Annotated in this window: 21 protein-coding genes and 1 other RNA gene; 11 read left to right on the top strand and 11 right to left on the bottom strand. The window is 67.0% G+C overall.

Features of this window, described 5'->3' with window-relative positions; all coding sequences use genetic code 11:
• Nucleotides 1-36: 36 nt before the first annotated feature.
• The 7 genes from ACZLZQ_RS11925 to ACZLZQ_RS11895 form a co-directional block, all read right to left on the bottom strand.
• The gene (locus ACZLZQ_RS11925; protein ID WP_472949539.1) at nucleotides 37-1,770 is read right to left on the bottom strand and encodes a peptidoglycan D,D-transpeptidase FtsI family protein; all 1,734 of its coding nucleotides are present in this window, start codon (nucleotides 1,768-1,770) and stop codon (nucleotides 37-39) included.
• Nucleotides 1,770-2,126, bottom strand: a complete 357-nt coding sequence (ftsL, locus tag ACZLZQ_RS11920; protein WP_472932672.1) for a cell division protein FtsL — start codon at nucleotides 2,124-2,126, stop codon at nucleotides 1,770-1,772. The genes ACZLZQ_RS11925 and ftsL overlap by 1 nt, the downstream gene beginning before the upstream one ends.
• 3 nt (nucleotides 2,127-2,129) lie before the next feature.
• Nucleotides 2,130-3,167, bottom strand: a complete 1,038-nt coding sequence (gene rsmH, locus ACZLZQ_RS11915) for a 16S rRNA (cytosine(1402)-N(4))-methyltransferase RsmH (RefSeq protein ID WP_472949538.1) — start codon at nucleotides 3,165-3,167, stop codon at nucleotides 2,130-2,132.
• The gene (gene mraZ, locus ACZLZQ_RS11910; RefSeq protein WP_472937078.1) at nucleotides 3,164-3,619 is read right to left on the bottom strand and encodes a division/cell wall cluster transcriptional repressor MraZ; all 456 of its coding nucleotides are present in this window, start codon (nucleotides 3,617-3,619) and stop codon (nucleotides 3,164-3,166) included. Before mraZ ends, rsmH begins: the two co-directional genes overlap by 4 nt.
• 556 nt (nucleotides 3,620-4,175) lie before the next feature.
• Nucleotides 4,176-4,621, bottom strand: an RNA gene (gene rnpB, locus ACZLZQ_RS11905) — RNase P RNA component class A.
• Nucleotides 4,622-4,749: 128 nt separating this feature from the next.
• Nucleotides 4,750-5,976 carry a lytic murein transglycosylase gene (locus ACZLZQ_RS11900; RefSeq protein ID WP_472949537.1) on the bottom strand — a complete coding sequence of 409 codons (1,227 nt, stop codon included), beginning with the start codon at nucleotides 5,974-5,976 and terminating at the stop codon, nucleotides 4,750-4,752.
• Nucleotides 5,977-6,067: 91 nt separating this feature from the next.
• Nucleotides 6,068-6,793, bottom strand: a complete 726-nt coding sequence (locus tag ACZLZQ_RS11895; protein WP_472949914.1) for a glycoside hydrolase family 25 protein — start codon at nucleotides 6,791-6,793, stop codon at nucleotides 6,068-6,070.
• Nucleotides 6,794-7,146: 353 nt separating this feature from the next.
• Here ACZLZQ_RS11895 and ACZLZQ_RS11890 point away from each other — a divergent pair, with 353 nt between their 5' ends.
• From ACZLZQ_RS11890 to ACZLZQ_RS11870, 5 genes are all read left to right on the top strand, one after another.
• Nucleotides 7,147-7,338, top strand: a complete 192-nt coding sequence (locus tag ACZLZQ_RS11890; RefSeq protein ID WP_472949536.1) for a hypothetical protein — start codon at nucleotides 7,147-7,149, stop codon at nucleotides 7,336-7,338.
• 179 nt (nucleotides 7,339-7,517) lie between these two features.
• Entirely contained in the window at nucleotides 7,518-8,501 is a 984-nt protein-coding gene (locus ACZLZQ_RS11885; RefSeq protein WP_472949535.1) for an aldo/keto reductase, read from the top strand.
• Nucleotides 8,502-8,816: 315 nt separating this feature from the next.
• On the top strand, nucleotides 8,817-9,530 hold the full coding sequence (locus tag ACZLZQ_RS11880; RefSeq protein ID WP_472949534.1) for a TerB family tellurite resistance protein: 714 nt from the start codon (nucleotides 8,817-8,819) through the stop codon (nucleotides 9,528-9,530).
• 16 nt (nucleotides 9,531-9,546) lie between these two features.
• Nucleotides 9,547-10,311: an N-acetylmuramoyl-L-alanine amidase gene (locus ACZLZQ_RS11875; RefSeq protein ID WP_472949533.1), complete on the top strand. Its 765-nt coding sequence runs from the start codon at nucleotides 9,547-9,549 to the stop codon at nucleotides 10,309-10,311.
• A gap of 105 nt (nucleotides 10,312-10,416) precedes the next feature.
• Entirely contained in the window at nucleotides 10,417-10,845 is a 429-nt protein-coding gene (locus ACZLZQ_RS11870; protein WP_472949532.1) for a DUF2141 domain-containing protein, read from the top strand.
• Nucleotides 10,846-11,035: 190 nt separating this feature from the next.
• Here the strand turns inward: ACZLZQ_RS11870 and ACZLZQ_RS11865 are convergent, their stop codons facing one another.
• Nucleotides 11,036-12,496 (bottom strand): cation:proton antiporter domain-containing protein, encoded by a 1,461-nt coding sequence (locus ACZLZQ_RS11865; RefSeq protein WP_472949531.1) that lies wholly within the window; start codon nucleotides 12,494-12,496, stop codon nucleotides 11,036-11,038.
• A gap of 250 nt (nucleotides 12,497-12,746) precedes the next feature.
• Between ACZLZQ_RS11865 and ACZLZQ_RS11860 the strand changes: the two genes are divergently transcribed.
• The gene (locus tag ACZLZQ_RS11860) at nucleotides 12,747-13,175 is read left to right on the top strand and encodes a DUF4112 domain-containing protein (RefSeq protein ID WP_472949530.1); all 429 of its coding nucleotides are present in this window, start codon (nucleotides 12,747-12,749) and stop codon (nucleotides 13,173-13,175) included.
• 105 nt (nucleotides 13,176-13,280) lie between these two features.
• Nucleotides 13,281-13,403 (top strand): BrnT family toxin, encoded by a 123-nt coding sequence (locus ACZLZQ_RS11855; RefSeq protein WP_472932686.1) that lies wholly within the window; start codon nucleotides 13,281-13,283, stop codon nucleotides 13,401-13,403.
• Between the two features lie 171 nt (nucleotides 13,404-13,574).
• Here ACZLZQ_RS11855 and ACZLZQ_RS11850 read toward each other — a convergent pair whose 3' ends face one another.
• Entirely contained in the window at nucleotides 13,575-14,795 is a 1,221-nt protein-coding gene (locus ACZLZQ_RS11850) for a type III PLP-dependent enzyme domain-containing protein (RefSeq protein WP_472932687.1), read from the bottom strand.
• Nucleotides 14,796-14,924: 129 nt separating this feature from the next.
• On the opposite strand from ACZLZQ_RS11850, the gene ACZLZQ_RS11845 reads away from it, so the two are divergent.
• Complete coding sequence (locus ACZLZQ_RS11845; protein WP_472949529.1) at nucleotides 14,925-15,914, top strand: DMT family transporter; 990 nt, start codon at nucleotides 14,925-14,927, stop codon at nucleotides 15,912-15,914.
• An 8-nt stretch (nucleotides 15,915-15,922) separates the two neighbouring features.
• Nucleotides 15,923-17,185 (top strand): amidase, encoded by a 1,263-nt coding sequence (locus tag ACZLZQ_RS11840; protein ID WP_472949528.1) that lies wholly within the window; start codon nucleotides 15,923-15,925, stop codon nucleotides 17,183-17,185.
• 406 nt (nucleotides 17,186-17,591) lie between these two features.
• Here ACZLZQ_RS11840 and metF read toward each other — a convergent pair whose 3' ends face one another.
• Together metF and ACZLZQ_RS11830 are read right to left on the bottom strand one after the other, a co-directional pair.
• Nucleotides 17,592-18,503: a methylenetetrahydrofolate reductase [NAD(P)H] gene (gene metF, locus ACZLZQ_RS11835; protein WP_472949527.1), complete on the bottom strand. Its 912-nt coding sequence runs from the start codon at nucleotides 18,501-18,503 to the stop codon at nucleotides 17,592-17,594.
• A 189-nt stretch (nucleotides 18,504-18,692) separates the two neighbouring features.
• On the bottom strand, nucleotides 18,693-19,733 hold the full coding sequence (locus ACZLZQ_RS11830; RefSeq protein ID WP_472949526.1) for an ArsR/SmtB family transcription factor: 1,041 nt from the start codon (nucleotides 19,731-19,733) through the stop codon (nucleotides 18,693-18,695).
• Nucleotides 19,734-19,833: 100 nt separating this feature from the next.
• Between ACZLZQ_RS11830 and tsaA the strand changes: the two genes are divergently transcribed.
• Together tsaA and ACZLZQ_RS11820 are read left to right on the top strand one after the other, a co-directional pair.
• Nucleotides 19,834-20,394, top strand: a complete 561-nt coding sequence (gene tsaA, locus ACZLZQ_RS11825; RefSeq protein WP_472949525.1) for a tRNA (N6-threonylcarbamoyladenosine(37)-N6)-methyltransferase TrmO — start codon at nucleotides 19,834-19,836, stop codon at nucleotides 20,392-20,394.
• Nucleotides 20,394-20,798 carry a DUF2293 domain-containing protein gene (locus ACZLZQ_RS11820; RefSeq protein WP_472949524.1) on the top strand — a complete coding sequence of 135 codons (405 nt, stop codon included), beginning with the start codon at nucleotides 20,394-20,396 and terminating at the stop codon, nucleotides 20,796-20,798. The genes tsaA and ACZLZQ_RS11820 overlap by 1 nt, the downstream gene beginning before the upstream one ends.
• The last annotated feature ends 7 nt before the right edge of the window (nucleotides 20,799-20,805 follow it).

The raw sequence follows: 20,805 nt of genomic DNA, 5'->3' as shown, positions 1-20,805 counted from the left end.
GTCGAACTCGCCGCGGCCGTCCGGCCGAACCATGCTTCAATAGGAGACGAGCAAGGATTTTCCGTGGTCGCCGAAATCCGGTTTGACCTTGAGGAGCGCGGCCGAGCGGCGGATGATCGCGCCGGCCGTCGGCGCGGCGTTGGAGGCTGCGGTCGCGCCCTGGCCGGAGCCCGGCACCGGCTGCGGCTCGTCGATGACGACCAGCGTCACATAGCGCGGCGCGTCTATCGGGAAGGCCGCAAGATAGGCGTTGAAGCGCTTGTTGCCGACATAGCGGCCGTTGACGACCTTCTCGGCCGTGCCGGTCTTGCCGCCAACGCGGTAGCCCGGCACCAGCGCCTGCCGGCCGGAGCCGTGCTCGCCGTTCAGCTCGTAGATGTAGCGCATCTCGTCGCTGGTCTTCTTCGAGATCACCTGGACGGCGAGCTTCTTGGCCTCTTCCGGCGTGCGCGGCAGGAAGGTCGGCGGGATGAGGTAGCCGCCGTTCATCAGCGCTGCGGCCGCGACCGCGGTCTGCAGCGGCGTCGTTGAGACGCCGTGACCGTAGGAGATCGTCATCGAGTTGATCTTCTTCCAGGTCTTCGGCTGGGTCGGCTGGGCGACCTCCGGCAGCTCGGTCTGCAGCCGCGAGAGAAGACCGAGCTTCGTCAGGAAGGCCTTGTGACCCTCCACCCCGACAATGTCGGCCTCGCGCGCAGACCCGACATTCGACGAGTACTGGAAGATCTCGGGCACGCTCAGCGGCCGGTGCTTGCTGTGGAATTCCTTGATCGTGAAGCCGGAGACGCGGAACGGCTCGGTCGAGAACACGTCGGTCATCTTCACGAGGCCCGAATCCAACGCCATCGCCGTGGTGAAGCTCTTGAAGGTCGAGCCCATCTCAAAGGTGCCCGCCGACATGCGGTTGAGGTTTTCTTTCTTCAGCGCGTCGCCGGCCGAGTTCGGGTCGTAGTCCGGCATCGAGGCCATAGCCATGATCTCGCCGGTGCTGACGTCGATGATCACGCCGGCCGCGGCGATCGCCTTGTAGCGCACGATGGCGGCCGCCAGCTCGTCGCGCATGACGTGCTGAACGCGCAGATCGATCGACAGCTTCACTGGCTCCAGATTGCCGCCGGCAAGGCCGAGGTTCTGGATGTCGCGATAGCCTTGATCGTCGACGTACTTCTCCATGCCGGCAATGCCCTGATTGTCGACATTGACGAGGCCGACGACATGCGAGGCCGTATTGCCGCCGGGGTAGAAGCGCCGCTTCTCGGTGCGGAAGCCGATGCCGGGAATGCCGAGGGCGAAGATGTCCTGCTGCTGGCGCGGCGTCAGCTCGCGCTTCAGCCAGACGAAGCCGGCGTCGCTCGCAAGCCGCGTGTGCAAGGATTTGGCGTTGAGCTCCGGCAAGACCGTCAGCAGCCGCTCGGTCGCCTCGTCGGCGTCGACGATACGGCGCGGCTCGGCGAACAGCGAGGCGGTCTTGATGTCGGTCGCCAGCACTTCGCCATTGCGGTCGACGAGGTCGGGCCGCGCGGCGACGATCTGGCCCTGAGGGCTGTAGGCCCCGCCGCCGTTCGGCGAAACGCCCCACATCACCAGCCGCCCGCCGATCACCGCGTAAACGCAGCAAAACAAGCCGGTGGCGATGATGAAGCGCTGGCGGTTCTTCGGCGGCGCCAGCGGCTTGCGACGTGCCGAAAGCCGCGGCGAGGCAATGTTCGCCGGCGCCTCGGCGCGGCGAAGCGGATTGCGCAGCGCAGGGAGTTTCGGCAGCCGCAGCATTATCTGACCTTGGTTTCGGCGTTGTCGGCATAGCCGCCGAGGACGTCGTTGCCGGTCGGCACAAGGTTGATCGGCTGAGCCGGCAGTTCGTCGGGCTCGATGATCTGCTCAGGCTTCAGCGGCTCGAGCGCCAGATCGGCCTTGAAGGCTTCGGCCAGGCGCTGCAGACGGTCGGGCTGGTTCAGAAGGCTCCAGTCGGCCTCGAGCAGCGAGATCGTCTCGCGCTCCAGGCTGGCCTTGCGCTCGGTGACCTGAATCTGATCGTCGATCAGCTCGGCCTCGTACTTGATCTTGAAGGTCCAGGCCGCCGCGGAAATCATCACCGCGATCAGAACGATATCGATCGTCTTTAGCATGACTTAGGCTCCAGACTGGGGAAGGTCGGCAAGCGACGGGAGATCGATGAAGGCGGTGGCGTCGGCGCCGGTCCGCGGCGGCGCATCGGTGCGAATGCCGGAGCGCAGCTTGGCGGAGCGGGCACGCGGGTTCTCGGCAAGCTCTGCGTCGCTGCCGGCGACGGGCTTGTTGCGGGCCTCGAAGGTCAGCGGCTTCGGCGCCATGTCGGGCAGATGCCGCGAGCCGCTGTCCTGCTCGGCGCGGTCACGCAGGAAGCGCTTGACGATGCGGTCCTCGAGCGAATGGAAGGTCACCACCACCAGCCGGCCGCCGGGCTTCAGCACCCGCTCGGCGGCGACCAACGCGCGCGTCAGCTCGCCGAGCTCGTCATTGACGTAGATGCGCAGCGCCTGGAAGGTGCGGGTAGCGGGGTCGATGCGGTCCTTGGGGGCCCGGCCGATCGTCTTCAGGATCAGCTGCGCCAGTTCCAGCGTGCGCTCGAACGGCTTCTCCGCGCGGCGCGCCTCGATCGCCCGGGCGATACGGCCGGCCTGGCGTTCCTCGCCGAGGAAGTTGAAGATGCGGGCGAGATCGCCGGCCTTCAGCGTGTTGACGACGTCGGCGGCGGACGGGCCGGAGCGGCTCATGCGCATGTCGAGCGGGCCATCTTTCTGGAACGAGAAGCCGCGCTCGGCCTCGTCGATCTGCATGGAGGAGACGCCGATGTCGAGGACGATGCCGTCGACGAGGCCGCCCGCCGCCGCGTGCGAAATCGCCTCCAGATCGCCAAAGCGCCCCTCTGCCGGCACCAGCTTCGGCCCGATCAGCGCGGCCATGGCGCGCGCCTTGGCGATGGCAGTCGGATCGCGGTCGATCGCAACCACCGAGGCGCCCTCCCCGAGGATCGCCGCGGTATAGCCGCCGGCGCCGAACGTGCCGTCGACGATCCAGTCGCCCGGCGCCGGCGCCAGCGCGGTCAGCACCTCGCGCAACAGCACAGGGATATGGCGCGCCGGTGCGCCGTCGGTCACGGCGGCGTCGGCCGAAAGGTCGGACGTCACGACGGCGCGCTCCCGGAGCCGGCCGCGCGCATCGCCAGGAGCCGCGCACGGGCCTCGGCCCGGTGCGCCTCGAAGCGCTGCGGCTCCCACAGCTGGAAGAAGGTGTTGCGGCCGACGAAGGTCACCTTGTCGGTAATGCCGGTGTGCGAGCGGATGAAGTCGTTCACGGTGATCCGCCCCTCCTGGTCGAATTTCAGGAAGGCGCCATCCCCGTAGGTGAAGAGCGACATGTCCGCATAGGCTTCCGAAAACGGGTCCTCGACCGCCATCCGGTCCTCGTAGCGCTGCAAAAGATCCATGCCGCCGACGTCGATCGCCGGCGTGCCCAGCGACTGCATGCCGTAGAGCTCCTGGAAGCCGCGTTGCGCGAGCACCTGACGGAAGGCTGCGGGAACCGACACGCGCCCTTTGGCGTCGATGTTGTTCACCGCGTTCGAGAGGAACCGATCCATCAGGCCGGGTGCCTGTCGCAGCGACCGATGTCCATGTCATGCCGGCCCCCGCCAAGCCGGCATGACGCCGGCAATGAAATCGCGCGACGCGTCCCGGTTTGAAGCGGAATGCGCCTGCTCCGATCCCCTCGGAGTTGCGTGAATCTGTCTGGATTTCCTGCCGAAACAGGCCTTGTTTTGATGGGTCGAGGGATAACATGGGGCCTATTGGGCGTCAATGGGATCAGCCCACACCAAGGGGGTCTCTGGAGTCCCTTTGGTGATACTCCGTTAGTGTTAACACCCTCCTAATGCAGGACTTTTTGCCGGACGCCGAAGCGCTGGTGCGGTGCAATAGAAAATCATCAGCCGGGCGTGACACGATGCCGGCAAAGCAACCAAGTCTGGCCGAAAATAACCAGTCTTCCGAAAGAGTTGAGAACACGCGACTGCCTTAATTAGGCACCGCCGAATTCTCTCTGAGGTTGCAATCTGAAAAATTTTGGCGCTCTCCCATGGCACCGCGAAGGGCGATACGACCGGCATGCGCCGGGGGCCCTGCGAGCGGGAGATTGAAGATGCCAGTCGGCCTGTAAGCCGGGTTCTGTCGGCAGCGAACTGCCGGGCGACCATTCCTCTGGGACGGCGCTTGCGCGCCGCCTCGAGCAACCCACCCGGACGACCGGCCCGGAGAAAGGCTGGCGGTTTCCCGCCACGTCGTCCCTATTCGGTCTTGCTCCCGGTGGGGTTTGCCCTGCCGCCGCTGTTGCCAGAAGCGCGGTGGGCTCTTACCCCACCGTTTCACCCTTACCCCGCCAGCGCTTCGGCCCGCCGCCCATGTCCGCCCATGCAGTCATCGACGGGCTCTGGGCCGAACCGCAGGCGGGGCGGTTTATTTTCTGTGGCACTTTCCCTGGGGTCGCCCCCGCCGGACGTTATCCGGCACCGTTTCTCCGTGGAGCCCGGACTTTCCTCCCCCGTCGTCTTTCGACATATGACGGCAGCGGTCGCCCAGCCGACTGGCGCGCGATACCTGTGCGCCGAGGGCCGGCATGTCAAGCAGGGATCGGGACCGCCCACAGCCGCGGGCCATCCCCCACCCGCGCAAGCAAATCCACTCCCCCGTACCGGACGGGGGTCTGAGCCAAGGATCAGTCCGCGGCGAGGAGTTCTGCGGTCGGCCAGCCGTCGGCCGGCATGCCGAGCCGGATCTGCTCGCGCCGCACCGCATCGCGCGTATTGCCGCCGAGGATGCCGTCGATTTTGCCGACGTCGTAGCCGCGACCGGCGAGCTTGGTCTGCAGCGCCTTCATGTCCTCGACCGAGAGCCCCGGCTGCGGCGTGCCCATGTCGATCGGCGGCGCGCCGGCAAGGCGGGTCGAGAAATAGCCGGCGGTCAGCGAGTAGACCAGCGAGTTGTTCCAGGCGAGGTAGACGTCGAAATTCGGAAAGGCGAGGAAGGCCGGCCCACCGCGGCCCATCGGCAGCACCAGCGAGGCCGGCAGCGCGTCGGATTCGAGCGCCCCGCCATCCGCCTTGGTGACGCCGAGCGCGGCGAATTCGCTGCGCGGCTCCTTGTTGACCAGCGCCGCCCGCTCCCAAGGAAAATTCTCCGGCACCTTCACCGCCTCGAGCCAGGGCTCACCGGCGCGCCAGCCGAGCGACTGCATGAACTTCGCCGTCGTCGCCAGCACATCCGGCGCGTCGGTCAGGAGGTTGACGCTGCCATTGCCATCGGCGTCGGTGCCGAACTTCAGATACTCCTCCGGCAGGATCTGCGTCTGGCCTAGTTCGCCCGCCCAGGCGCCCTTCATCTCCTCCGGCGTCAGATAGCCAGCATCCACCACCTTCATCGCCGCCAGCAAATGCGGCCGGAAGAGCTGCGGGCGGCGGCAGTCGTGCGCCAGCGTCGCGAGCGCCGAGAGCGTGTTGAAGTCGCCGAGGACGGCGCCGTAATCGGTCTCGAGACCCCAGAAGGCCGCGATCGCCGGGCCGGGCACCCCGGTCTCCTGCTCGATGTCGGCGAAGGTCGAGGCATATTTCTCAAGGTTCGCCTTGCCGAGCTTCAGCCGCGAGCCGTTGACCATGCGCGTCGCGAACTGCTGCCAGGTCTGGCTGAACACCCCTTGCGCGCCGTCGCGCGCCAGCACTTTCGGGTCCGGGCTGGTGCCGATGCGGGCCATCGACCGGTCGATCGCGCTGGCCGAGATGCCGGCCGCCGACGCTTCCGCGCGGACGCCGGCGAGAAAGCTGTCAAAGCTGCCGCCACACTGCGCGTCGGCCTGGCCGGCGGCCGTCGGCGACGGCGCAGCCTGGGCGGCGGCAAGCGAGGAACTCGCCAGGAGGGCGGCAAGGGCGAAAGCAAGGCGGCGAGGCATCGGTCAGCAGTCCTTCGGGGATCGGGTGGTTGGTCGACCCTATCTGCCACATCATGGCGGATTGAAGAAATGCGCCCGAAAGAGGCTCGCCCTAGCCGGCCCGGTGCCGCTTCAGCCAGAGCGCCCAGTCGGCACGGGTGCCCGAGAAGGCGTTGCGGTCGACCTCGCCGGTGATGCCCGGAACCGTTCCGGTGGCGGTGTACTGCCAGAACCGGAAGGCGCGGTTGGTGTAGACGTTGTCCGGATGATCCTTCACCGCCCGGAGCCAGAAATCATAGCGCGGGAAGGCGCCGACCAGCCGGTCGCGGTGAACGTCGATCGGCGCGTAGATGACCGGCCGCACGCCGTAGTGCTTCTCGACGGTGTCGAGGAAGTCCTGCATCTCCTTCATCAGGTCCTCGCGCGGCGGGCGCTTGGTGCAGGTCGGCGAGTCCGGTGTCCACTCGACGTCGAGCACCGGCGGCAGCGCTTCCGGGTCGCGCGGCACGTTGGCGATGAACCATCGCGCCTGCTCGGCGCCGCTGCGGCAATGGTAGAAGAAGTGGTAGGCGCCGCGCGGCATGCCGGCGGCCTTGGCGGCGCGCCAGTTCTCGGCGAAGCGCTGGTCGACGCGGTCCCCGCCCTCCGTCGCCTTCAGCCAGGCGAAGGACACGCCGCCCTTGCGCGCCGTATTCCAGTCGATATCGCCTTGGTACTTGGAGACGTCGATGCCGTGGATCGGATACTGATGCGCCTTCTCGACGGCCATTCCGCTAAGCCCAAGTTCACGCGTATCCAGCGTTGCAGACGTGCATCCGGCAACCAATGCGGCCGCCATCGCGAGCGGAATCGCTGGCCGGCCAAGGCGGCGGGCGGATCGGAGCAAGGCCTGCGCTGCGTTGGAAGCACGCTGCTGCATTTTTTTCATCCGGATAGGCCCGCCTTATCGACTTGATTAACAATGGTTCATTCAGTGCTGGAAGCCCGAATCCCCGGCCTGCAAGGCCTTCTCGGGTCCAGACGCTCTCGTATTATCGGGAGAACGCTCTATTTTGTGGCAGACGTTGCCTCACCGGCATGCGCCTTCGGTCTGGTGTGACACCGCGACATGTGGCGTGATCACATGGGATTGAACGGAAGCGGGCCTATCGCATTGATGGTCCGTGTAACTCGAACAGATGGATGTTTGTTATGAAGAAGATTTCCCTCGCCCTTTGCGCCGCCGCTCTTTTCACCCTGACCGCCTGCTCGGGTTCGGACGACAAGGCCACCACCACGACCACCACGACCCCGGCACCGGCCACGACCGACACCATGGCGCCTTCGACCACCACCACCACGCCGCCCGCGAGCTCGACCACCACGACCGCTCCGGCGAACTAATACTGCCAAGCTGGTCCGAAACTCGGGCTCTTGGCTGACCGGGCTGAAATGCCATGGTTGTGACGACCTTGCCTCACGGCAAGGTCGTTTTCGTTTGTGCTAAGACAATCTTGCCGTGCGGCACGAAAGCCTCAGCCAGTGCGCATGCAGAAAACTGAAATGCCAGGAAAGGATCTGCCGTGGACTATGTGAAGCTTGGAAACACCGGCGTCGACGTCTCCCGTCTCTGCCTCGGCTGCATGAGCTTCGGCGATCCGGCCTGGACCGTGCATCCCTGGGTGCTCGACCGCGCAGCCTCCCTGCCGTTCTTCGAGCGGGCGGTGGAAGCCGGAATCAACTTCTTCGACACCGCCGACATGTATTCCAACGGCGTCAGCGAGCAGATCACCGGCGAGGCGGTCGCGCGGCTGATGCCGCGGCGCGAGGCAGTCATCGCGACCAAGCTCGGCCTGCCGATGGGCAAGGGGCCGAACTCGCGCGGCCTGTCGCGCAAGCGCATCGTCGATTGCGTCGAGGACTCGCTGGAGCGGCTCGGCACCGATTACATCGACATCCTCTATATCCACCGGCTCGACCATGAGACGACGATGGAGGAGATCGCCGAGGGTCTCGCCCATGTCGTCGGGCAAGGCCTCGTGCGCTATCTCGGCGCGTCGTCCATGTATGCCTGGCAGTTTGCCAAGCTGCGGGAGATGCAGCGCGCCATCGGCTGCCCGCCCTTCGCCGTGATGCAGAACTTCTACAACCTCCTCTACCGCGAGGAAGAGCGGGAGATGATCCCCTACTGCGAGAGCGAAGGCGTCGCACTGGTGCCGTGGTCGCCGCTCGCCCGGGGTTTTCTCGCCGGCAACACGCCGAAAAACGGTGATGCGACGCGCCGCGGCGGCAGCGATCCCCGCTCTCAGGAATATTTCGGCAGCGAGGCGGACTATGCCATCACCGCCCTTGTCGCAGAGATCGCCGCTGAGCGTGGCGTCAAGCCCGCGCAGATCGCCCTTGCCTGGGTGCTCGCGCAGTCCGCCGTCACCGCGCCGATCATCGGCGCGACCAAGATGCAGCATCTCGACGACGCCATCGCTGCGACCGACATCACGCTCTCTCCCGCCGAGATCGAACGCCTCGAGGCGCCCTATCTGCCGCGGGCGGTGATGGGACACAGCTAGTTTTCGGGCACGCGGCTGTCGGCAAGAGGCCAAGGCTTAACGGGAGGCTCGCCTCCGGTTGATCCCGTGCGGCTGCCTAGGACTTTTTGTCCAGGCAGCTGCCGCAACGGTCGCGCTATTTCGGGGGTTGATCGCAGGACACGTTGACGCCACCACCCGGAGAGGATGCCCACTTTGCCAACCGCGACCGGATACGGCATCTTTGGCATTGCAAAAAATGCGGTCTGGGGCCATTCGGGTTTGGCGAAAGGCGCATCCATGACGATCGGCGCCACACCACAGCGGCGGGACGGATCGTCCCGCGAAAGCGGAGCCATGCAGATTCTGTCGAGCCTTGGTGTGCTGCTGCGGGCCCTTCCCGCGCAGGGCATGCAGACGCTGGAAGCGCTGTTCGAGACCATCCGCTCGCTGTTCGGCGCCGACAGGCAGATGCGGCGCGAGGTGGCGTTCTCGGTGGCGATGATCGCGCTGTCGGCCAAGATGGCCAAGGCCGACGGCGTCGTCAGCCAGGCCGAGATCGCCGCCTTCCAGCAGATCTTCTCGATCCCGCCGGAAGAGATGCGCAATGTCTTCCTCCTTTACGATCTCGCCAAGCAGGACACCGCAGGCTTCGAGGCCTACGCCACGCGAATGACCATGCTCTGCGGCGATGGCGGCCAATGCGAGGTGCTGTCCGACATCCTCGACGGCCTGTTCCACATCGCCAAGGCGGACGGCGTCATCCATGGTCGCGAGCTGGATTTCCTGGCGCGGATCGCCGAGATCTTCGGCCTGACGGAAGACGAATTCGCGGTGATCCGCTACCGCCATGTCGCCACCGGCGACGATGGTCCCTACGCCGTTCTCGGGATCTCGCCGAACGAGTCCCCCAGCGCGATCCGCAGCCGCTATCTCGATCTCGTCAAGGAAAACCACCCCGACCGTCTTGCCGCCCGCGGCGTGCCGGACGAGTTCATGGCCATCGGCCTCGAGCGCATGAAGGCGATCAACGCCGCCTATGCCAGCGTCTCGCGGCTTCGCACAGCGTAATGGATCTCCACCGTTGATGACCCCCGACAGCCCGCTGGTCGGCGAGGTCCTGCCCTCGCCCAATATCAATGCCCGCCGCGACGTCGCCGGTCCCGACATGCTGCTGCTGCACTATACCGGCATGGCCGACGGCGAAGCCGCCGCTCGCTGGCTCTGCATGGAGAGGAGCCAGGTCTCCTGCCACTACCTCGTGCACGAGGACGGGCGGATCGTGCAGATGGTGCGCGAGATCGACCGCGCCTGGCACGCCGGTGCCGGCGCGTGGAAAGGCAAGGAGGATATCAACTCCCGCTCGATCGGCATCGAGATCGTCAATCCCGGCCACGAGCATGGCTACCGCGCCTTCCCCGACATCCAGGTCGACGCCGTCATCGCGCTGTCGAAGGAGATCGTCGATCGCTGGGCGATCCCGCCGGAACGCGTGCTGGGCCATGCCGACGTTGCTCCCGCCCGCAAGCAGGATCCGGGCGAGCTGTTTCCCTGGGCCCGGCTGGCGGAAGAGGGCGTCGGCCATTACGTCGCCCCCGCCCCAATCACCGGCGGTCGTTATTTCGGGCTCGGCGACGCCGGCGAGCCGGTCACGGCCTACCAGTCGCTGCTCGCCGCCTACGGCTATCCAGTCGATGCCACCGGCGCCTTCGACCTCGCCACACAGCTTGCCACCGTCGCCTTCCAGCGCCATTTCCGTCCCGCCAAGGTTGACGGCGTGGCCGACATGTCGACGATATCGACCTTGCACCGCCTGTTGACGACCCTCAGCGCCTCGCCTTTCGCGGCCTGACCCGCGCCGCCCTGGCAAGGCGAGCGTGCGGGCGCCGGGGGATTTAATGCCAACCTGCCACCGCCTATCCCGCTTCCTTCTTCCTTGGTTTCAGGAGACCTGACGATGCGCATGACCCACCTCGCGGCGTTCTGCCTTGCCGCCTCCGCCACCACGGCGACGGCCGCCGACCTGACGCTTAAGATCGACGGCGCGCGCAGCAGCAAGGGCGTCGTCGCCATCTGCCTGTGGTCCGACGGCCAGCACTTCCCCGATTGCGGCAAGTCGCTCACCGCCGAACGCCGCACGGTCGCCGCCGCAGCGCTCGGCAAGCCGATCGTGTTCAAGGGCCTGAAATCCGGCACCTTCGCCATCTCGGCACTGCACGACGAGAACGACAACGGCAAGCTCGACACCAACCTGATCGGCATCCCCAAGGAAGGCATTGCCGTCTCCAACGATGCCATGCCGAAATTCTCGGCACCGCGCTTTGCCGATACGTCCTTCGATCTCCGCGCCAACGACAGCCGCCGGATCAGGATGGTCTACCGCTAGGCCCTTCGACCAGGGGATCCGGAGCCGTCGAAACCGGACGGCTCTTCCTGGAACGCATGACGGCGACATCCGCGGCGCCGACGGCCGTCTTCCGCTTGGATAGGCAGTTCCTTCGGTGCCTGGACGCTCGATCTTTTGCAGCTGGAGCGTCTCGCTCTGACAGAATGTCTCCACCCCATTCGAGGATGCTTCAGGAGACGAGATCCGGGGCTTTCGTCGGCGTGCCCTGCGGGTGGGCGGCCTCTCCAGCAGCTCCGGTGTGTGCGGGGTCTACATCTCGAGCGAGCACCGGAGTCGAATTTCCGAGGCCGGCGCGCGCCCCGCCGCGGCGCCGGCGGCGGACCGCGCGCCGCATGGCCCGCGCGCTGAGCCGCAGCCGGAACCAGACAGCCTCCGCCGCGTGATAGCCGCGGCCGACATTGTCGCGCTGGTCTGCATAAATCTCGGCGAGCGCCGCGCGGAACTCGGCGATGCCAAAGCGCGCCTCGCCTTCGATCCGCCGCATGACGATCATCCAGGCCGGCGAGACCAGCAGCGTCACCGCCGTGACGGCGATGGCGAGGCGGTAGACGTCCGAACCGATCGCCCCCGAGGCGAAGGCGGCGGCGGCGATGATGAAGGAGAATTCGCCGATCTGCGCCATCGACAGGCCGGCCTCGACGGACACCCGGTGCGAGAGGCCGGCAAAGCGCATCAGGACGACGTTGAAGAGCGTCTTGGCGACGATCACGAACAGCGAGGCGATGAGCACGAGGCCCCAGTTCTCGGTGATGAAAGTGAGGTCGATCAGGAGGCCGATCGACAGGAAGAACACCACCAGCAGCACGCTCTGGATCGGCTGGATGACCGGGATCACGCGGCTGCGCAGCGTCGAGGCGCCGACGATCAGCCCGGCGATGAAGGCGCCGTAGGCCGGCGACAGCCCGGCAATGCCGGAAAGCGAGGCGGCGCCGAAGCAGAAGGCGATCGAGCCGAGTGCCAGAATCTCGACATTGTTCTCGACCGCCGGCGCAAACGTCCATCGCAGTTTTGGCCGCCGCCCGAGATACCAGAGGAGGCCCGCGAGCACCGCGACCGCGAGCGCGATTTTCACGAGGATGCCGAGCCAGGCGATCTCGCCCTCCCCGCCGAGCGCGGTGGCGAGGATCAGCATCGGCACCACGGCGATATCCTGGGCGATCAGCACGCCGACGGTGATCCGTCCGACATCGGTTCGCAGCTCGCCGATGTCCTCCAGCATCTTCATCGCGACCACTGTCGAGGAGACCGCGATGATGAAGCCGAGGATGATCGCCTCCGCCACCGTCGCCGTGGATACCGCCTTCAGCCCGAAGGAAATCGCCATCGCCGCCAGCAGCTGCCCGAGCGCGATCTTCAGCGCCGGCTTCAGCGTCTGCACGAAGGCCTTGAGCGACAGCTCCATGCCGATGAAGAACAGCAGCATCAGGACGCCCATCTCGGCGAGCGCCGAGACGTTGGCGGTATCGCCGATGACGCCGAGGCCGGTCGGTCCGAGGACGACGCCGGCGAGGATGAAGCCGACCATGGGCGGCTGCCGCAGGCGCATCATCAGGAGGCCCGACGTCATCGCCATGACGATGACGAAGGCGATCTCGACCAGGCCCGTCGCGTGTCCACCCGCTTCCGGCAAATCATCATCCTCCGTCGGGCTTGGCTGCTCCAGCCCTTTGGACGGATGTTTGCGGCCGCTTCATGGTGCAGCGCGCAAAAAGCGCCGGGCAGCGACAAACCGGACCTCGCGCTCGCCCCTGCCGTATGCCGCCCTTTGCGAACCGAGGAACTAATCCCCATGTTCCGGCGTGTTGGGAGCGGAACTGGCTCCCGGCGCCGCCGTTGCCTCTCGCCGCGCCGGTTGCCGACGCTGATGGGAAAGACCAGATATGTCCGATGCCACCTATGACCGTCCCGGCGACTTCGCCGATGCCGAGCGCCTGCGCCGGCTGAAGCGCATTAGCCGGCTCGCCCGCCTTATGGACACGGCGATCGCCATTCCCGGCACGGGCATCCGGTTCGGCGCCGACAGCGTCATCGGCATCGTCCCCGGCATCGGCGACGCGGCCGGCGGCCTGATCGGCCTGTACATGGTCAACGAGGCCCGCAAGCTCGGCCTTCCCAAGCACAAGCTGATGAAGATGATCGGCAATATCGGCGTCGACTCGCTGGTCGGCGCCGTGCCGCTGTTCGGCGACATCTTCGACGTCTACTTCAAGTCCCACCGCCGCAATGCCAGGATGATCCTGGACCACTTCGACACCTATCCGGTCGACCTCGACAGCGGCACCATGAAGGACATCACGCCGAAGCGGTGAGGCATGCGGGTAGGCATGACTTCGAACAGCGATTGATGCGGTGTCGGCAGCACGCTAGCCTGATGCATGCTGTTCGACTGGAGTGACGTGAAGGATGCCCAGAACGTGGCTGTTCGGGGAGTCTCCTTTGTCGAAGCCGCCGGGGTCTCCACCGATCCGAACCAGCTCGACTGGGTCGATCTTCGCCGGGACTACAACTGCCGGATGCTGCCGCCCTCGCCTTGGTGACGGTTTTCGACAGGGAGCCCGAGGCCTTCCGCCGTGCTTTGGAAGGACAGCTCGCCAACTTCTGATGACGGCACGCAATTTGCCATTCCCGTCAAGCCGCGCAGCTACTCCCATCAGACGCGATAGCCTCTCGGACGCCCTCTACGCGCTGCCTCCGTGCGGGCGCCCGCCCTACTCCCCCATCGTCTCGAGGCTCGCAAAGCTGTCGGGCTTGGTCCCCGCGTCGAACGGCGTCGTCACCTCGACGAAGGTGTCGGGGTAGAAGCCGTTGAAGCGGGTGCGCAGCGAGAGCGAGTAGGCGCCGATGTGGCCGATCTCGATCCAGTCGCCGGTGTCGACCGTCTCCGGCAGCCAGAACGGGCGCGACAGGATGTCGACGCTGTCGCAGGTCGCGCCGCAGACGCGGAACGGCGCAATGGTCTTCGGATCGCCATTGCGCTGGGTGCGGGCAGGATCGGGGATGAAGCGGGCAGGCAAGGTGATCTTGCCGGTCCAGGAATCCGACAGCGAGGCCCAGATGCCGTCGTTGATGTAGAGCCGGCGGCCCTTGCGCAGAAGCACCCGCACGATCAGCGAGAAGCAGCGCGCCACCACCACGCGGCCAGGCTCGGCTACCAGCGGGATGTCGCCGAAACCCCATTCGGTGATGTCGCCGCGCAGGCGCGACATGATCTGGCCCATCCCCGGCATGTCGGGCTTTTTCGACTTCGGGTCGTGGCCGTATTCGGCGGGGAAACCGCCGCCGACGTCGAGCCCGGCGATCGGAACACCGGCGCGGCTGCGCACCCAGGCCGCCGAGCCGAGCGCCCGCTCATAGGTCTCGGGGTCCTCTATCTGCGAGCCGACATGGAAGCAGATGCCGACCTTGAAGCCGATGCGGTGGCAGCGCTGCAAGAGTTCCACCGCATGCGCCGGCGCCGCGCCGAACTTCTTCGACAACTCGTAGGCGGCGCTGCCCTTGGTCTGGATGCGGATGAAGAGGGTGATCGTGCCGGGATCGAGGTCGAGCGCGCGCACGATCCGCAGGATCTTCGCCACCTCGTCCTCGTGGTCGAGCGACATGGTGCGGATGCCGTAGGTTTCCAGCGCCAGCCGGATGTCCGACTGCGCCTTCACCGGGTGCATGTAGAGCATCTCGGCCTTCTCGGAGACGGCGCGCACGGCGGCGAACTCGCCGGGCGAGGCGACGTCGAAGATCGTCACGCCGGCTTTCGCCAGCGTCTCCAGCACCATCGGCTCGCCATTGGTCTTCACGGCATAGGCGGTGTCGCCGGGAAAGGCGTCGATGAAGGCGCGCGCATCCTCGGCCAACACGTCGGGACGGAAGCAGTAGACCGGGACGTCTGGCCGCAGCGCCAAAGCGGCGTCCTTGGCGGTCTCGAATTTCTGCATCGCACTTCTCCTGGGGCGGCAGGCAAGGCCTCGCACGATTCGGCGCGGCGCTCCTTCTCCGTTTCGGGAAACGGGTGGCACGCGGCGACCCGATCTGCAACACGAAGGCCGGGAAACGGGAGGTTGAGCATGCCGAGAAGGCCAGGTGATGACAGCGAGGCGTTGGCAACGGACGCGCAGACGCCACCCGCCGCTCGCCCCACCGCACCTTTGGCGCTGACGCCGCGCCTCTGGGCGCTCCTTGTTCTCCTCGGGCTGCTCTGGGGCGGCTCGTTCTTCTTCACGCAGATCATCATCCGCGAGATCGCGCCACTGCCGCTGGTGGCGCTTCGCGTCGGGCTCGCCGCGACGGCGCTCCTCGGCTTCCTCGTCCTCACCCGGCAGAAGCTGGCGCCGTTGCGCGAGCACGCCCTCGCCTTCCTCGGGCTCGGCCTTCTCAACAACGCCATCCCTTTCCTGCTTCTTGCCATCGGCCAGAAGACCATCGGCGGCGGCCTCGCCTCGATCCTCAACGCCACCACGCCGCTCTGGACGATCCTCGTCGCCGCCCTCTTCACCGCCGACGAGCGGCTGAGCGCCGGCAAGCTCGCCGGCGTCGGGCTGGGCATTGCGGGCGTTGCGACCCTCGTCGGCCCGGAGGCTATCGGCCGGGGCAGCGGCGCGCCGCTTGTCGCTTTCCTTGCCATCCTCGGGGCGACGCTCTCCTATGCCGCGGCCGGCGTCTTCGCCAAGCGGTTCCGCGGCGTGGCGCCTGTGGTGGTGGCGACCGGCCAGCTCTGCGGCTCGAGCCTTGCGATGATCCCGCTGGCGCTGATCTCCACCGGCGGCGTCAGCCTCACCGCGCTCGAGGGCCTCTCGCCTGGCGTTGTCCTCGCCATGCTGGCCCTTGCTTTCGTCTCCACCGCCTTTGCCTACATCCTCTATTTCGAGGTGGTGGCCGGCGCCGGGGCAACCAACGCCTCGCTCGTGACCTTCCTTGTCCCCGCGAGCGCGATCCTCCTTGGCATCCTGTTCCTCGGCGAAGCGCTGGATGTCCGGGAAATTCTGGGTTTTGCGCTCATTCTCCTCGGACTTGCCGCCGTCGATGGGCGATGGTGGCCAGCCCGCGCAACCGCATGAGTCCCCCGATGAAGCCCTTCAGCCTCGCTGCCCTCGTCCACGCCATCGCCGCCGGCGACACGACGCCCGAGCGGTCGATCCAAGAGACACAGGAGCGGATCGCCGCTCTCGACGGGCAGATCGGCGCCTTCGTGCGCCTCGCCCCGGCGGAGACGATCGACGCCGCCCGGACGGCGACCGGTCCGCTGCGCGGCGTGCCGCTCGGGGTGAAGGACAATTTCGACACGTTCGACATGGCGACCGAGCATGGCTCACCCATCTCGGCCGGCAACCGCCCGGTCGCCGATGCCGCCCTCGTCGCCATGGCGCGCGGCCAAGGCGCCTTCATCGCCGGCAAGACGGTGTCGACCGAATACGCCCACATGCAGCCCGCCGGCACCCGCAACCCCCGCGGCCTCAGCCATACGCCCGGCGGCTCGTCCTCGGGATCGGCCGCCGCCGTCGCCGCGGGCATGGTGGCGGGGGCAATGGGCTCGCAGACCGGCGGCTCGGTCATCCGCCCCGCCGCCTTCTGCGGCGTCGCCGGCTACAAGCCGAGCTTCCGCTTGCTGCCGACCGTCGGGATGAAGACCTATGCCTGGTCGCTCGACACCGCCGGCCTCTTCGCGGCGGGGGTCGCCGACGTCGCGCTGCTCGCGGCCCTCCTCACCGGCCGGGATCTCGCCGTCGGCGACACCCCGCCTGCCCCGCTCCGCATCGGCCTCTACCGCTCAGGCGAGGATCACCGTCTCTCGCCCGCCATGATGGCCGCCTGGGAGCACGCCGCAAGGCTTTTCGAAGCGGACGGTGCGACGCTGGTCGAGATGGCGGAGCCACCGGCGCTCGCCGAGGCGCGCGCGGTTCAGGGCCGGATCCAGGATTTCGAGGCCGCTCTCGCCCTCGGGCACGAGTTGCGCACCGCCGCCGACCGGCTGAGCCCCGGCCTGCGGACCGCGCTGGAGGCCGGCGCGGCGACGACGCCCGACAGCTATGACGCCGCCCGCCGCATAGCGCGGCAAGGGCGCCGTGCGGCGACCGTTTTGTTCGACGGCATCGATGCGCTGCTGGTGCCCTCGACGCTCGGTGCAGCGCCAGCCTCGCTGACGTCCACCGGTGATCCCGTGATGAACAAGCTCTGGACGCTGACCGGTAACCCTTGCGTCAACGTGCCGGGCCTTGCCGACGCCGACGGCATGCCGCTCGGCCTCACCATGCTCACCCGCTTTGGCCGCGACCGGGAGGCACTCGCGATCGCCGCGCGCCTCGAAACACTCATCTCAAAAGCTCAGTGATTACAAAGGCATCTGAAGGTTCTGTCTTGCAGTGCAAGAATCGGCAGGAATCCAGCGATGCGTGAAGCCTCCACGACAATCCGCAAATTTATTTATTGTGGCGGCAACGTGGCTAGGCCCTGAAACGTCGACACTTTTTGATACGCAACGTTAAACCGCGTGCGCTGCAGCACGCCGGGCCTCTTTACCCCTATGAACAAAGGCTTAATATTGAGCTTCGTGACAGAAGGAGGATCGCTATGAGTCTGACACAATCGCTCAACCTCCTGATGATCTCTGCCGCCTTCGCATTCGTTGGCGCCATGGTCGTCGGGGTCCTGCCCTAGTCCATCGAGTACCGGTTCAGCCGGAAGACAAGTACGAAGCCGGGGTGAGAGCCCCGGCTTTTTGCTGTGCGCTTTACCGTTCAGGCGGCCGCGGCGTCCTCGGCAGGTTGGGCGCGTGCCGTCTCCCGCAGCCCGAGGATGTGGCAGATGGAGTAGACGAGGTCGGCCCGGTTCATGGTGTAGAAGTGAAAGTCGACGATGCCGCGGCCGACGAGGTCCAGCACCTGTTCGGCGGCCACCGCCGCGGCGACATGGCTGCGGGTCTGCGGGTCGTTCTCCAGGCCGTCGAAACGCTCGGCGAGCCAGGCAGGAATGCTGGCGCCGGTGGCGGCCGAGAAACGGGCGACCTTGGTGAAATCATGGATCGGCACGATGCCCGGCACGATCGGGATGTAGAGGCCGGCCTTGCGGACGCGCTCGACGTAGCGCTCGTAAACGTCGTTGTCGAAGAAGAACTGGGTGATCGCGCGCGTCGCGCCATTGTCGACCTTGCGCTTCAACAGGTCGATGTCGGTTGCGAAGTCCGGGCTCTCCGGGTGCTTCTCCGGATAGGCCGAGACCGAGATCTCGAAGTCGTCGATCTTCTTCAGCCCCTCCACCAGCTCGACGGCATTGCGGTAGCCGCCGGGATGGGCGGTGTAGCTGCCGCCGACGCCGGCCTGGCTGTCGCCGCGCAGCGCCACGAAATGCCGGACGCCGGTGTCGCGGTACTGGCGCACGACCGCGTCCACCTCCTCGCGCGTGGCGTCGACACAGGTGAGGTGCGCCGCCGGCTTAAGGCTGGTCTCCTCGATCAGCCGTTTGACGGTGTGGTGCGTCCGCTCGCGGGTCGAGCCGCCGGCGCCGTAGGTGACCGAGACGAAGCTCGGCGACAGCGGCGCCAGCCGCTCGACCGCGGCCCAGAGGCTCTCCTCCATCTTGTCGGACTTCGGCGGGAAGAACTCGAAAGAGACGTTGAGGCCGGCGCGAACGGTAGAGGCTGGATAGGCCATGGCAAACTCCCAGAAGATCATCGGACGCGGCCTTCCGCGGTCCTGAAACGGCTGATGGTGGCGGCATGGCTCGAAGACGCAGAGCTGCCGGCGGTGGCGCGCCGTGCGTCCTAAAGGACGCTTCCAGGCGCTGAGATCATGTGCGGGCCGGTCGTGCCTTGCGGCGGGGCGACCGGCGTCATGCAGGCCCTAGAGCACCGTGATCGACGGGCTGGCCCGGCGCGGCGCCTCTTCCATCAGGCGGCGACGGTCGCGGGCCAGCCAGATCGTGACGGTCAGCTGCTTCGGCTGCGAGCCGTCCGGCGCCAGCGTCTCGACTTCGACGACGTCGAGCCCGGCCTCCTCGAGATAGGCCGACATCGTCTCGCGGGCAAAGCCGAGCCTCAGATGCGCATGTTCCTCGCGCAAGAATTCCAGCTGGTGCGGGGCGAAGTCGATGATCGCCAGCCGTCCGCCCGGCCGCAGCCGCGAGGCGGCCTCGCGCACCGCCGCCTGCGGATCGTCGAGGAAGTGCAGCACCTGGTGCAGCGTCACGAGGTCGAAATCGTCGCGCGGCACCGGCAGGTGGTAGCAGTCGCCCTGTCGCACCAGCGCATTGCCGATGCCGGCCGCCTCGAGTTTCGCCCGGGCGAGCTGCAGCATCTCGCGCGAGGCATCGACGCCGACCGCCTGCTCCACCCGCCCGGCGAACAGCTCGATCATCCGCCCGGTGCCGGTGCCGACATCGAGGAAACGGTCGATCCGCGCCGCGCCGACGAGGCCGAGCAGCCGGCTCTCGACGTCGGCATCCGGCGCGTGCAGCAGGCGGATGCGGTCCCAATGTCCGGCATTCTCAGCGAAATAGCCGGCCGCGCGCTCCGCCCGCTCGCGGCGCACCGCCTCCAGACGCTCAGCATCGCGCTCCAGCGCCGGATCGGTCTCGTCGAGGCGAGCCAGCAGCGAGCGCACCAGGCCGGACACGGCGACCGCGTCGGCCAGGCGGAAATAAGCCCAGGCGCCCTCCTGGTAGCGGGTCAGGATCCGCGACTCGACGAGGAGCTTCAGGTGGCGCGAGACCCGCGGCTGCGACTGGCCGAGGATCGCGGTGAGGTCGGTGACCGTCAAATCATTGCGCGACAGCAAGCGGGCAAGACGCAGCCGGGTCGGCTCGGCCAGCGCCCGAAGGACGTCGACGGAGAGATCAAAGGATAGTTTGGGCGCATCGAGCATGCGGGCCTCGCAGAATGACATAAACATATCTTTATATCACGCGTCAGCAATCTTCAACCCGGCTTCTCCCGCCGGCCGCAAATGCTTGCGCGCGTGGCCTGCCACACCGTAGACCTCTCGCATGGACACCGACACCGATATCCGTCCCGGCGAAGTTCGCTTCGCCCTCGATCCGGCCGAGGCCGACGATGCCCGGCTCTGCTTCATCGGCCGTATCCGCTCGGCCTGGAAGACCCGGGCGGACTGCCCGAAGAATGTCGGCATCGCCCGGGAACGCGGCGCGCCCGCATCGATCGAGATCGACGCGCCGTTCCGCCTTGCCTTGACCGGGCTCGAAGCCGGCCAGGGCCTGCATGTGCTGTCCTGGCTCGGCGAGGCCCGGCGCGATCTGGCGCTGCAGACGCCGCGGCATGCGGAAGCGCCGCGCGGCACCTTCGCGCTGCGCTCGCCCGTCCGCCCCAACCCGATCGGGATGCATCTCGTGCGGATTGTCGCCATCGACATCGCGGCGGGCCGCATCGACATCGATGCCATCGACACGCTCGACGGCACCGCGGTGCTCGACATCAAGCCCTATTTCGAAAGCGTCGACGTCCTCCCCGCCGAGCCGCCGCCGACGCCGGCGGAAGACGGGGGTGCGGCGGACATGCTGACCGCGCTCGACGAGGCCAGGAGCCCCTGATGGCGACGGAACGGCAGAAGGCGATCGCCCGGGCGCTGACGCTCACCATCCCGCAGGCGCCCTATCTCGACGCCGAGGCGATCCGCAGCGCTGCCCGTGCCCGCCATCTGCGAACCTTGTCGCCTGCCGTCGCGCTCTGGCTATCCGCCGTCGCCCACATCCGCCACGCCCATACCGACTACGACATACTCCTAGGTGACGGCTACGAGCGCGACGCCGCCCGATACTTCGTGCTCGACGACATCAACGCCGTCCTCGATCGCTGGGGCGCGACGCGGCGCCTCGATCCGGACGCGGTGGACGACAGCCCCGGCGGCGACGCGGATCCCGAGGACGGCGTGGACGATCGCTTCAACCGGGACGAAGATCCGGACGACGACGACGAAGACGACGAACCGGAATAGCCCCGCA

It is taken from the genome of Mesocryomonas lacus (assembly GCF_055730105.2).
The sequence above is the reverse complement of the archived record's forward strand: the minus strand, read 5'-3'. Positions and strand labels throughout refer to the sequence as shown.